Here is a 12,445-nt window from a genome sequence, read left to right as displayed (position 1 = left end):
CTGCTAAATCTCAATTTGCGTCGCCGCCGCGCACGCCCATGATTCCGCGCACACCAAAGCCGCCGTCCGTATTGATGATTACCCCCGTCATGGGACCGGCGTTCTCCCTGGAAGCAAGCAACACATAGGGGCCGCAGTAATCGCTCGGCGTTGGGGCGATGGCCAAAGGGGTAATCGACGCCAGCATTTCTTCGAAATTCGCGCCCTGATTGGGTCGAGTGTCAGCCGTACCTGTCGCAACGAGACCCGAAAGGTTCGTGCGCATTCCCCCTGGAGCGACGCCGTTGACGCGTATCCGGGGGGCCAACTCGTGCGCGAGTTGTTTCACCACCCCGACGAGAGCATGCTTGGATGCGGTGTACAGTGCCCCACCACCGCCCGCGTAGAACCCCGCGTTCGACAGCGTGAAAATCATGCTTCCACGCGACGCGCTCAAGGGCGCCATCGCAGCCTTCGCGCCCAGCAGACCGGCCTCGACGTTCACCGCAAAAAGCTCCTTGAACGCACTCGACAGCTTGTCGGGATCGATCGCCTGGAGAGACTCGAAATTGTCGAAGACGCCGGCGTTCGCGATAAACGTATCCAGTCGACCGAAACGATCGACGACTTGCCGGACCGCACGCTCGTTATCACGCCACGTCGTGACGTCACCCACGATCGCTTCGATTCGGTCCCCCAATCGTGCCTGAGTGTCTGCCACCCGAGCGGCATCCCGGTCCAGCACCGCAACACTCGCACCTTCCTCGAGAAATCGCTCGGCAAGCGCCAGGCCCAGACCTGATGCTCCACCGGTAATCAAGGCGACGTTACCCTTCAAACAAGCCATCCCACGCTCCTCTCGCATCGTGCGAACTCATGTTTCCCGCATGGCACGCAACCAGCGCCACGCCCCTTGGGCGTGGGCGAAGCGCCCGGCGTGCCGATGCCCACCCTTCATATTGACGTTTTGTTCATGTTGAACATAATGTCACAATGATGGTTGCCTGCACGCTGGGGATTTCCCCTACCAGTGACGTGAAAGGGACCTTGCCGGCTCTGGGGGATAAGCCCATGGCCGGGCCAAGAGCCAATCCGTAAACTGCGTGACGGTGCTGTAACATCAGCTGTTCCGAGCCGGGTTCGATGACGTCTTTCGTGCCGGCCGATCAAAAGCACTAACGTTCTGAATTTATGCCGCCCCTCGCACAGAAATCCGCCCCCGGAGAAGATCATCGGGTCAGAGTCGCCGCCCAGCGCAAGGAGCGAACACGCCTGAAGTTGCTCGAGACCGCACTCGCCGTCATTTATGAGAAGGGAACCGATGCCGTGGTTATTGACGATTTCATCACTGCGGCAGGGGTTTCGCGCGGAACGTTCTATAACCACTTCAAGACGCTCCCAGACCTGCTGCTGGCGCTCGCGTCGGCGATGAGTGACGAGTTCGTGGCTGCAGTCAACGACTACATCCTGACCTGCAAGAGTCCGCTGGAAAGACTATCGGCCGGCGTGCGGCTCTACATGAGCATGGCACTCCGATACCCGATCTGGGGCACGTTTCTCAGTCGCGTTGGTGTCCGTATCGCCGCGCGTGGGCAGCCAATCGAGGGATACATCACCCGCGACCTGACTGATGCAAAGAACGAGGGATTGATCGTCATAGATGACATCCTCGTGGCTCGCGATATGGTTGTTGGCTCGATTTTCTATGGCATTGGCACGATGGTCAGCGAACCGAGTCATAGCCAACACCCGCAATTTCTCGTCGAGGCAATCCTGCGCGGACTACGCGTGCCGGAGAGCCAGATTCCCCACCTCGCCCACGGGCCGCTGCCGATAATCGAATCCATCGACAGCCCACTCTTTTCGAAGATCAAGCCTGACAACCTGGAGACGTACAAATCATGACCGACAACCATCACGCCATGGAGTGGTCCGACTCATTTCTCCTGGGCTTTACGCCGATGGATGACGTGCACGAAGAGTTCGTCAACCTGATCGGGCGGATGCAGGCGGCCGAAGACGCAGCATTGCCTGATCTTTTCGACGCTCTCGCGATGCATCTCAAGCATCACTTCGAACTGGAGGACAGGTGGATGGTGGAGACCGACTTCCCCCCCAGGGATTGCCACATAGAAGAGCATGCAGCCGTGTTGCAATCGGTTAGAGAGGTGCACGAACTGCTGCGCGCCGGAAACACGGCAATCTGCCGTGACTTGGTCAACGAGTTGGCGAACTGGTTTCCGTCCCACGCCGACCACCTCGACTCAGCGCTCGCGCACTGGATGTCGAAGCTTCGATTTGGAGGCAAGCCTGTCGTTTTGCGGAGAGGTCTATCGCTGGATTAAAGCGCGCTGGATGGTATTGATGCCTCCCTCGTTGCCACGTGAGCGCGTCGCGTGGCGTTCGCGATGCCTCGCGGGCATGAGGCACGATAGTGACGTAGTGATGGCGCGCTGATATGGAAAGCGCGAAGCGGGTAACGGCGCCGCAAGATGCGGCGCCTTCCGTCAGTCCGGTTGGCAAGACGGTCGCAGACCAAAGATGTTGCATCCGCGATGAGCGAGCCAGCCATTTCATCCAGCCGGCTCGCGCTCGAGGTGGCTCGGTCAGTGCGCAGCGGCGGCTGCTGCCCCGCCACCACCGCCTTTGGCGGGTTTCGTCAGCCAGATCAGCGGAATGATCGTGATGAAAATCACCGACGACAACCAGAAGATATCGTTCAGGCCGAGCATCGCGGCTTGCGCGTTCAGTGACTGCTCGAAGAACGCAACGGCTTGACTCATGCTGCCGCCAAGGGTCGCATGCACGTCTGCAATCGCACCGGTATACACCGGGTTATTCACGCTCGACTGCTCCGCGAGTTGTGCGTGGTGCAGGATGGTCCGATTGTTCCAGCCCGTTGTAACGAGCGACGTGCCTGCGGCACCCGCGAATACACGAGCAAAATTGGACACGCCCGCTGCAGCAGGAATCTTGTCGGCGGGCAAGCCGGACAGGATGATTGCCGTCAACGGCACGAAAAAGAGCGCGGTCGGAATCCCTTGCAGGAGCGTCGGCAGGACGAGTGTCCACTGGTCGACGCCCGTCGTGTAGTGCGAGCGCATGAAGAAAACACCTGCGTAGCCGACGAATGCAAGCGTCGCCAGCACGCGTGGGTCAGATTTCGGCATGAGCTTCGCCATGACGGGTGCAAGCAACACCGCGAAGATGCCAAGCGGCGCAGTCACAAGGCCCGCATCCACTGCGCGATAGCCGAGATAACCCTGAATCCATTGCGGCAAAATGACCAGGTTTGCGAAGAACACGGCATACGCGACCGAGATCGCGATCGTGCCTCCGCGAAAGTTGGGTGCGGCAAAGAGCCGAATGTCGACAATCGGGTTTTTCTCGGTAAATTCCCAGATCAGGAAGAACACGAAACTGACTGCAGCAATCACCGCGAGTATGCAGATCACCGGCGAACTGAACCAGTCGAGGTCTTTGCCCTTATCGAGCATGATTTGCAGCGACGCGACCCATACGATCAGCGACAGCAGCCCCACCTTGTCGATAGGCAGCTTGCGCGTCGCCGATTCGCGGTCACGATAGATGATCCACGTCACCGCCGCCGCGAACAGGCCAACGGGAATGTTGATGTAGAAAATCCATGACCAGCTATAGCTATCGGTAATCCAGCCGCCCAGTGCCGGCCCCGCGATCGGACCGACAGTCGCAGTCATCGCCCACAGCGAAAGCGCCGTCGAGCTCTTTTCCCTTGGATATGAGCCAAGCAGAATCGCCTGCGACAGCGGGATCAGCGGCCCCGCCACCGCCCCTTGCAGCACGCGTGCGGCCAGCAGGATCATCAGGTTAGGTGCCACGCCGCACAGCCACGACGAAAAGACGAACAGCAGAATGGCCGTGACAAAGAGCTTGATCTGTCCAATGCGTTGGGTGAGCCAGCCCGTCAGCGGAATCGCCACTGCGTTCGCTGCCGCGAACAGCGTGATCACCCAGGTGCCCTCGTCTACGGACACCCCAAGATTTCCGGAGATAGTGGGAATCGCCACGTTGGCGATCGAAGAGTCGAGCACGTTCATGAAGGTTGCCAGCGCGACCGCCAGTGTCGCGAGCACCAGCTTGCCGCCCGTGAGCGGTGGCGGTGCAACTTTAGTCGAGGAATTCATTCGCTTCCAGTCCGAACTATTGGACAGGTCTCGCACTTGAATTTGACCTGTCAGAAAAATGAATGGAAAAAGAACGCGTGTATGCCGCGTTCTCCAATGAGATTTAGCCCACGCGTGGAGCCGTGCGGCCTGCATCGCGCTGTGCGGCTGTCTTCGGCGCTGCCAAGGTGCCCGCCGAACCGGCATTCGGCTTCATCATGTTCTGTTCGATGATTTTTTCGATCTCCGCATCGGCTTGCGTTCCGTAGTTCGCAAATACGTCGGTGCGATAAGTTGTGTTCGTGGCTGCGCCAAGCTGCGCGCCGGTGTCATTGCGCGTGTCCACGTCGACATCCATCGAAAGACCGATGCGCAGCGGATGGGCGCTGAGTTCTTTCTGGTCGAGCTCAATACGTACAGGCAGACGCTGGACGACCTTGATCCAGTTCCCGGTCGCGTTCTGCGCCGGCAGCGTCGCGAACGCGCTGCCCGTACCCGCCGAGAAGCCGACCACGCGACCGTGATACTGAACCTTGCCGCCATAGACATCCGCGGTCAGTGTGACCGGCTGGCCGATACGCATGCTGCGCAACTGACTCTCCTTGTAGTTCGCATCGACCCACACGCCGTCGAGCGGCACGATCGCCATCAATGGCGTGCCCGGCGACACGCGCTGACCGACCTGCACCGAACGCCTGGCGACATATCCGGTGACGGGCGCAGGCAACGTATTGCGCGCATATGCGAGGTACGCGTCTCGTACCTTCGACGCAGCAGCCTGTACGTTCGGGTGCTGCTCGACCGTCGTATGGTCGGTCAGTGCGCGGTTCGCTTCGGCTTGTTGATGCGCGGCGTCGAGCGCAGCCTGTGCGGCCGTCACGGCGTCGCGCGCATGTGCGATGTCTTCAGCGGACACGGCGCCGGTATTCGCAACGGCCTGGCGGCGGCGCAGATCGTCCTGCGCGCGCGTGAGATCGGACTGCTTCTGCGCGACGTTAGCGGCATAGAAATCGTTGTTCACGTACAGACTACTCACCTGCCGAACCGTCTGTCCGAGCGTCGCTTCCGCGTTGCCGAGCGCAACTTTCGCGTCGGCATTGTCGAGCGAGACGACCGGATCGCCCGCTTTCACGATCTGCGTATCGTCAGTGTTCACCGCGACGACGGTGCCCGTCACCTGTGGCGTCAGTTGCACGAGGTTTCCGCTCACGTACGCGTCATCAGTCGATTCGTGATAACGGGCGTACATCGTGTAGTACGCGCCATAAGCCACCGACGACGCAACGACGGCCACGCCGAGCAACGCAATCAGCAACTTGCGCTTGCCGGTGCCAGGCTCGTTCGAATCGGCGGCATTCGTCGCCGATGCAGCGTCGTGTTTCGCGTGCGCCACGCCGCTCGCTTCACGCTCCAGGGTATTCATTTCGCTCATTTCAGTTCTCCAGGCAGATTCGGTGGATGGCCGCTCAACGCGCGGCAGCGACAGGCATCGCGGACGCGGAAGGCGTCTGTGCGTTTTGATCCGGGGTTGACGTATCGACAAAGCCGCCACCAAGCGCGGCGGCCAGCGCGATCTGCTGGTCGCGGCGGCTCATGCGCAGATTCGCGACGGCCTGATCGGCAGAAAGCGCGTTGACGTCGGCATTCAGCACAGTCAGTTGGTTCGTGAGGCCGGCTTTGTACTGCACAAGTGCAAGTTCATCAGCCTTGCGCGCGGCGTCCTGTGCGGCCTGGGCATCGACCAGCTGCGCATCCGTCGAACGCACGTCGGCCAGTTGCGTGGCGACTTCATTCAACGCAGTCACGAGTGTCTGGTTGTAAGTCGCGACGGCGTAATCGAATTCAGCGTAGCGCCCCTTCAATTGGGCTCGCAGTGCGCCCGCATCGAAGATCGGAAGATGGATTGCCGGCCCCGCCGATGCGGTGCGACTTACCGCCGTCAGAAATCGACCGAAGCCGAACGCATCGAGACCAATCGCTGCGCTCAGGTTGATGTCCGGATAGAACTCAGCCTTCGCCTCCTTCACGTCGTGCGTCATTGCGTCGACGCGCCAGCGCGCCGCCACGATATCCGGACGACGACCCACGAGGTCGGCGGGCAGGTTGTCGGGGAGACGCACGTCATCGCCGGTGCCGAGCGTCGGCCGTGCGATCTGCAGGCCACGGTCCGGCCCCGCGCCGAGTAGCGCAGCGATCTGATAACGTGTATTGAGAATCTGTCCGTCGAGCGACTTCAGCGCAGCGCGGCTCGTCGAGAGATTGGCTTGCGCCGTCTTGCGTTCAACTTCCGTATCCAGGCCCGTCGCAATACGGCCGGCGGTGATCCTGTCGATCTGCTCGCGCTGCGTAATTTCCTGTTGCGCGATGTCACGCAGCACGTACAGACGCGCAAGCTGGTTATAGGTGCGGGCAATCGACGTCGTAAGCGTCAGCTTGACGACTTCCGAATCGGCCTTGCTCGCCTGGAGCTGCGAGATGGCGGCCTTCAGCGCTTCACGATTCTTTCCCCACAGATCGAGATCGTACGAAGCACTCAGCAGCCCCTTGTTCTCCGTCTGCCACGAGCCACCATACGGGGACGGAATCAGCGCGGTGCTCGAGAATTGCTGTCGTGTGAGTGAGTAGCTGGCGTCGACGCGTGGCATCGTACTCGCCTTCGCCGTTTCGCTATACGCCGAGGCGGCTGCGACGCGGGCACGTGCCTGGTCGAGCGTCGGGCTGTTCTTGAGCGCTTCGTCGATCAGCGCCTTCAGTTGCGCATCGCCGAACTGGTCAGCCCAGTTGGCGGTGGGCCAATGGCCTTGTTCCGCACGAAGGCTTTGCTGCGTTGCGTACTGCTGCGGCTCAGCCGGTTTCGCGTCGCTATGAATACCCGCATAGTTCGCGCAAGCAGACAGCACCGCCGCGAACACCGTCGACACTGCAACTTTCAGTACACGCGACGCGCGCCGCCCGGCATTTAATTGATTGTCCATTTTCTGACCTATCAGATAGTCAAGTAAAAAAAAGCGCTCAATCGTTCAGAAACTTGTGAATCAGCCGCCGCAGTTCGTCGAATTCTGCCTTCGTGAAGCGCTTGAGGCGCGTATTCAGCACATCCGGCGCGATCTCTGCGATACGCAGCGCAGCCTCACGGCCCGCCGCTGTGAGCTTGAGGTTCACGACACGGCGGTCGTCGGAACTGCGTGAGCGCGTCAGCATGCCGAGCGTTTCGAGCGTTTCGAGTTTGCGCGCCATCAAACCGGCGTCGATACCCAGATGTCGCGACAGCATCGCCGCTGTCATGTCGGCGTCGCGTAACAGCGCCATGAAAATGCCAACATGTTGCGCCCGCACGTTAAACCCCTTCACTGCGGAGTCCATTTCCGCTGCGATAAGATTCCGCGCCTTGATGATGGCAAAACCGATGTTGTCCGCAAAATGAAAGTCGTCTTTCGAATAGTGCGCCATGAACAACCTCCTACTGTCTGCATGAACAATAGTTGACTAATCAGATACAGTCAACCGTATCGGCACGCAACTCATTGTTGCGCCAAGCGCAACCGCCCCTATTCATCCTACGTATTGCGCCGCCAGACCGTAGCTCGAAGCACGGCCCCGTCGCCGAAAGCGTTGCGCAGCAAGCACGCGGCTGAGCCGCTGTAATGGCGCACCCTTTCTTTGCAAAAACTGTTGCATATCAGCACCAGTCTAGTGCAAATAAATATTGATTCTCATTACCCGCTAACCCGTACCATAGCCCGGAAATATGGCGCCTATTTCTGGCACCAGCTGCGACCAAAAAACAGAACAAAGGGGGTATTCCCAGTGCAGTCTCTCAGGAACATGAAAGCGGGCACCCAGTTGCTGCCGGGATTTTTGGCGGTGATCGTCCTGCTGGTCGTGGTGGGCGGGTTTGCTCTGGTCGAGCCCGCGCTGAAAACGCGCATGTTGCGGAACTGCGCGACAACTGGTTACCGAGCATGCGTAGCGCGCTGCAGATGAAAGGGGAGCCTGGCCAGATGCGCATCTCCGAATTTCGTGTCGCTAGCGCTGCGACGACAGCCGAAGTTCAGGAGACGGAGACGCGCATTGCCAACCCAGCCAGGAACGCTGCGGATATGTCGGATTCCGGTACCGTTGACTGGCAGGCAGTCTGAAGTGAGTCTCAAAATTGGACAACATTAATAATTCGCTGGATCAACTGAACGAGTCCCTGATCGCCAACTCGAAGAGAGTGAGCGTTCTTGGCGCACGCGCCATGGTTTTGGGCAAGTTTCTTGACGCAACCTTGCCACACCTTACGCGAACGCAGCGCGCCGAGGTCTCGTGGTCATTTCGGCTGGGCATTGAGGAGGCCATGTCGTTGATGGACGATGTTCAGTTACCTGCCGAATACCATTCCACGCTCCTTGACATGACAAACTCGATTCTGGCCAAACTTGGAGATGCCGACGCAAGACCGCCACGAAGCGAGAGCGTATGATGGCACCAGCACCGCGTGAATCCGAACCCGCTGTTTCACCGGCGCAAGCTGTATCAGGACGGAAACCTGTCAGCCATAGGGGGGATGCCGTACCGGCACGGCGACGCTGCGACGCCCACCTTCGCGACGGCACCGCTCCGCCCCAAGCCAGGCCCTGACGCTTGACGAAAGGCACGGCCCCTCGGGCGGGCCGGCCCCCAACTGCCGCAACTAGAAGCGCTCGATCATGCCGAACTGCATGCCTCGCACCGATGCACCGGGCCATGATGGCGCAAGCCCCGTCACGTTCACGCCGCGCAAGGTGAACTCGGCGTCACCGCGATTGCGCAGCCATCCCGCGCTCGCATAGAGCAGCACGCGCTTCGAAAGATCGTACTCGCAGGCCGCGCTGAACTGATCGGCGTTGTTGTCGCCGCCAGACCGGTCGCGCAGATAGGTGTAGCCGAGCGAAGCGCGAAAGCGCGGGTTGACCGCATAGCGCGCGGAGATCGAGACACCATCGTTGTGGTAGCGCGGCATGCCACCGTCGCCATTAAAGAACGAGAGGAAGCCCGTGACCGGACCGGACTCGTACGAGACGCCGCCCAGGTTGGCGCGCAATGCGCCCGCGCCATGCGATTGCTGGTTCGCGTATGAGATGCGGAACGGGCCGTCGTGCCATGCGACCGTTGCGATCCGACCGGCGAGGCCATTGCCGTCGCCATCGGTGGCGTCGCGCAACGAGAGCATCATCGTCGTGGAAAAGCCGTAGACTTCAGGCGAAAGATAAGTAATCGCGTTACTTTCGTAAGGCGTGATCTTGGAGAGATTATCGAGGCCTGATGCGATGGTGCCTGCACCGAAGGCATCCAGCTGCCCTTTGAAGGGGATGTAGATTGGCGAGTACTGTCGGCCCATTCGCACCGCACCATAAGGCGAACCGACGCCAATCCATGCCTGGCGGTTAAAGATCGTGTTGGCCATCGCGTACGTGCCGTCGGTGGAGCCGAAGCCGTTTTCCAGATCAAACAGAATCTTGATGCCGCCGCCGATGTCCTCGGCGCCACTCAGACCAATCCGCGAGCCGCGGTATGCGCCAGAGTCCATGCGCGCGACGTAGCCCGCGCCCGGATTCGTGATTTCGATACTGGCGTCAATCTCGCCGTACAGCGTGACGAAGCTTTGCGCGTGAGCGCTCATGGCATGCGCCGCAAGCATGGCCAGCACGGCGGAAGCACGCGGCGCAAATCGCCTGAAATGAGCGAGGCGCGTCGCCGTTCCCGCGCAAGATGCGGGGCCGCAGCGCCGACTGCCGACGCGAACGGCAGGCGATGTAAAGGGTGAATGGCTCATGCGTGGACAAAGGGTGTGCCGCGGCACGCACGCTGCGGCGACAAGAAGAAAAGCGGCATGGGCGGCGATTTTTCGCCGCACCATGCCGGAACATCACGTCAATGGTTGTTACTGCTGCGGCAGCGCGTACGCGATTACATAATCACCCAGCTTCGTGCCAAACGAGCCATGGCCGCCCGCGGCGATCACGACGTACTGCCGGCCATTGACCGAGTAGGTCATCGGCGTAGCCTGGCCGCCGGCCGGCAGACGTGCCTGCCAAAGCTGGGCGCCCGTGTTGACGTCAAAAGCGCGAAGGTAGTTGTCCGCAGTCGCGCCGATGAATGCGACACCGCCTGCGGTGGCAATCGGCCCGCCCAACATCGGCATGCCCATCTTGAACGGCAGCGGAATAGGCGAACTGTCACGCACGGTGCCAATGCGCTTCTTCCAGACTATCTCATTCGTCTTGAGGTCAATGGCAGAGATGTAACCCCAGGCCGGCTGCTTGCACGGCAGGCCAAACGGCGAGAGGAACGGGTTCAACGTTACGCCAAACGGCACGCCATACTGTGGCTGGATGCCGGATTCCGTGCCACTCCCCTTCGCGCCCTTCGCCGGCTCCATCGGATTGCCCGGCCCTCGCGGAATCAGACGCGATACGAATGGCAATGCAATCGGGTTGGCGATTGCAATTTGCCGATCGGTATCGACAGCAATCCCCCCCCATTCGAACATGCCCAGGTTGCCCGGGAATACGAGCGTGCCCTGCAACGACGGCGGCGTGTAGGTTCCCTCGTAGCGGAGACGATGGAACATCACGCGGCACACGAGCTGATCGTACATTGTCGCCCCCCACATGTCCGCGTCGCTCAGCCGTTTCAAAGGCCGGAACGTCAGTTCCGAGAACGGCTGCGTCGGCGACACGTGGTCACCCGGCGCGGCGCCCTGCGGCACCGGCAGCTCCGGCGCCGGAACGACCGGAGTGCCGGTTCGGCGGTCAAGCACAAAGATGTTGCCGGTCTTCGCCGGCGCGTACACCACCGGCACTTTGTTGCCACCTTTGTCCGTGATGTCGGCGAGCGTCGGCTGGGACGGTTGATCCATATCCCACAAATCGTGGTGTGCCGTCTGGTAAAACCAGGCGAGCTTGCCCGTCGACGCGTGCAGCGCGAGCAATCCGCTCGCATAGCGCTCCTGTTCCGGCGTGCGGTTGCCGCCCCAGATGTCGGGCGTTGTCACGCCCATCGGCAGATAGACAATGTCGAGGTTCGCGTCGTAAGCCGCCGGCGCCCATGAGTTTGGCGAGCTGAACGTGTAATGTTCGCCAGGCCCCGGAATCGTGTTCGGCTCCTTCGCGCCCGGATCGAACGCCCAGAGTAGCTTGCCGGTATGCACATCGAAACCGCGGATCACGCCCGACGGCTCACGCGTCGAAAAATTGTCCTCGACCGCGCCAGCGATAATGATCACCTTGTCCGTGACGATCGGCGGCGACGTCGGTTCGTACATGCCTGGGGTCGTGATGGGTTGCGCGTGTTGCAGATCGAGGTCACCGTTGCGTCCAAATTCTGCGCAGCGCTGCCCCGTCCGGGCGTCAAGCGCATACAAGTGGCCGTCGTTGACCGGCAGATAGATGCGGCGCATGCACGCACGCGGCGTGTTCGCATTGGCTGCGCTCGCTGCGGCATCTGTTGAAGCCGTCTGCGGAGCGTCGGTTGACAGATCGCGATACGACACGCCACGGCACGTCACGTGCTGGAATGACGGGTCGGGTTTCAAACCTGGATCGAACTTCCACTTCAAAGTGCCCGTCGCTGCATCCAGCGCAAACAGGATTTGGTGCGGCGAACACAAATACAGCATGTCTCCAATCTTGATCGGCGTGGCCTCGTCTGTAATCTCCCCCGGGTCATTCGGACCTTTATGATCGCCGGTCCGGAAGACCCATGCGACCTGCAGGTTCCTGGCATTTCCCGTCGTAATCTGATTAAGGGGCGAATAGCGCGTGCCTTCTTGCGTGCGACCGTACGCCGGCCAATTGGCGTCGTCGGCCACATGCGCCGGCGCTGCTGACGCAGATGTCGTTGCAGCCAACGTGCCATTGAGCTGTTGCGGATCGTGCCCGGTTGCATAACCGAGCACGCCCGCCCAGAGAGCCAGGGAGATCACGAGCGATGTCACGCCAAGCCCACGTGCGCCTACAAGGCGACGACTCGTGAGAAGTAGCCACATCCCGAAAACAACCAGCACGCCCGAGCGAGGCGCCAACGCCCAGAAGTCAAAGCCTGACTCCCACACGGCCCAGATCCCGGTGCCAACCAGTACCAGCGCGTACAGGACGAGCGATGCCGAACTGCGGCGATACATCAGCCATGCAACCGCCGCCAGCACCACGCCAGTCACGACGTAATACGCTGAGCCGCCAATGGCGAGCAGCCACGCACCTCCGATTAACAGATAAAGCGCGGTCAATACTGTAAACAACAGCGTAACCGCACCTACCATACCCGGTGACGCAGATTGTTTTGTCATCATTTCACCA

10 protein-coding genes are annotated in these 12,445 nt (G+C 60.6%); 3 read left to right on the top strand and 7 right to left on the bottom strand.

The window, feature by feature from the left end; all coding sequences use genetic code 11:
• Positions 1-10: 10 nt before the first annotated feature.
• Positions 11-826, bottom strand: coding sequence for a 3-(cis-5,6-dihydroxycyclohexa-1,3-dien-1-yl)propanoate dehydrogenase (hcaB, locus tag LIG30_RS12750; RefSeq protein ID WP_038712651.1), 816 nt, complete (start codon positions 824-826; stop codon positions 11-13).
• Between the two features lie 344 nt (positions 827-1,170).
• Between hcaB and LIG30_RS12745 the strand changes: the two genes are divergently transcribed.
• On the top strand, positions 1,171-1,884 hold the full coding sequence (locus LIG30_RS12745; protein WP_038712650.1) for a TetR/AcrR family transcriptional regulator: 714 nt from the start codon (positions 1,171-1,173) through the stop codon (positions 1,882-1,884).
• Positions 1,881-2,324, top strand: coding sequence for a bacteriohemerythrin (locus tag LIG30_RS12740; protein WP_038712647.1), 444 nt, complete (start codon positions 1,881-1,883; stop codon positions 2,322-2,324). Before LIG30_RS12745 ends, LIG30_RS12740 begins: the two co-directional genes overlap by 4 nt.
• Positions 2,325-2,585: 261 nt before the next feature.
• Here the strand turns inward: LIG30_RS12740 and LIG30_RS12735 are convergent, their stop codons facing one another.
• From LIG30_RS12735 to LIG30_RS12720, 4 genes are all read right to left on the bottom strand, one after another.
• Complete coding sequence (locus tag LIG30_RS12735) at positions 2,586-4,145, bottom strand: DHA2 family efflux MFS transporter permease subunit (protein WP_038712646.1); 1,560 nt, start codon at positions 4,143-4,145, stop codon at positions 2,586-2,588.
• A gap of 103 nt (positions 4,146-4,248) precedes the next feature.
• Positions 4,249-5,556 (bottom strand): HlyD family secretion protein, encoded by a 1,308-nt coding sequence (locus LIG30_RS12730; RefSeq protein ID WP_038712643.1) that lies wholly within the window; start codon positions 5,554-5,556, stop codon positions 4,249-4,251.
• Between the two features lie 34 nt (positions 5,557-5,590).
• Positions 5,591-7,099 (bottom strand): efflux transporter outer membrane subunit, encoded by a 1,509-nt coding sequence (locus LIG30_RS12725; protein ID WP_038712642.1) that lies wholly within the window; start codon positions 7,097-7,099, stop codon positions 5,591-5,593.
• 37 nt (positions 7,100-7,136) lie between these two features.
• Positions 7,137-7,574: a MarR family winged helix-turn-helix transcriptional regulator gene (locus tag LIG30_RS12720; protein ID WP_038712640.1), complete on the bottom strand. Its 438-nt coding sequence runs from the start codon at positions 7,572-7,574 to the stop codon at positions 7,137-7,139.
• A gap of 703 nt (positions 7,575-8,277) precedes the next feature.
• Here LIG30_RS12720 and LIG30_RS12715 point away from each other — a divergent pair.
• Positions 8,278-8,589 (top strand): hypothetical protein, encoded by a 312-nt coding sequence (locus LIG30_RS12715; RefSeq protein ID WP_038712638.1) that lies wholly within the window; start codon positions 8,278-8,280, stop codon positions 8,587-8,589.
• A 210-nt stretch (positions 8,590-8,799) separates the two neighbouring features.
• Here LIG30_RS12715 and LIG30_RS12710 read toward each other — a convergent pair whose 3' ends face one another.
• Positions 8,800-9,786, bottom strand: a complete 987-nt coding sequence (locus LIG30_RS12710) for a porin (protein WP_038712636.1) — start codon at positions 9,784-9,786, stop codon at positions 8,800-8,802.
• A gap of 243 nt (positions 9,787-10,029) precedes the next feature.
• Positions 10,030-12,435, bottom strand: a complete 2,406-nt coding sequence (locus tag LIG30_RS12705) for a glucose/quinate/shikimate family membrane-bound PQQ-dependent dehydrogenase (protein ID WP_038712727.1) — start codon at positions 12,433-12,435, stop codon at positions 10,030-10,032.
• Positions 12,436-12,445 lie beyond the last annotated feature (10 nt).

The sequence above is a fragment of the Burkholderia sp. lig30 genome (genome assembly GCF_000687455.2).
Lineage (GTDB): Bacteria > Pseudomonadota > Gammaproteobacteria > Burkholderiales > Burkholderiaceae > Burkholderia.
Note: the sequence above shows the minus strand (reverse complement) of the source record. Positions and strands in the feature narration are given on the sequence as shown.

Excerpts from the sequence above, each read along its gene's own strand:
- hcaB (WP_038712651.1), bottom strand. The coding sequence starts at position 826 with ATGGCTTGTTTGAAGGGTAACGTCGCCTTGATTACCGGTGGAGCATCA.
- LIG30_RS12745 (WP_038712650.1), top strand. The coding sequence starts at position 1,171 with ATGCCGCCCCTCGCACAGAAATCCGCCCCCGGAGAAGATCATCGGGTC.
- LIG30_RS12740 (WP_038712647.1), top strand. The coding sequence starts at position 1,881 with ATGACCGACAACCATCACGCCATGGAGTGGTCCGACTCATTTCTCCTG.
- LIG30_RS12735 (WP_038712646.1), bottom strand. The coding sequence starts at position 4,145 with ATGAATTCCTCGACTAAAGTTGCACCGCCACCGCTCACGGGCGGCAAG.
- LIG30_RS12730 (WP_038712643.1), bottom strand. The coding sequence starts at position 5,556 with ATGAGCGAAATGAATACCCTGGAGCGTGAAGCGAGCGGCGTGGCGCAC.
- LIG30_RS12725 (WP_038712642.1), bottom strand. The coding sequence starts at position 7,099 with ATGGACAATCAATTAAATGCCGGGCGGCGCGCGTCGCGTGTACTGAAA.
- LIG30_RS12720 (WP_038712640.1), bottom strand. The coding sequence starts at position 7,574 with ATGGCGCACTATTCGAAAGACGACTTTCATTTTGCGGACAACATCGGT.
- LIG30_RS12710 (WP_038712636.1), bottom strand. The coding sequence starts at position 9,786 with ATGCTTGCGGCGCATGCCATGAGCGCTCACGCGCAAAGCTTCGTCACG.
- LIG30_RS12705 (WP_038712727.1), bottom strand. The coding sequence starts at position 12,435 with ATGACAAAACAATCTGCGTCACCGGGTATGGTAGGTGCGGTTACGCTG.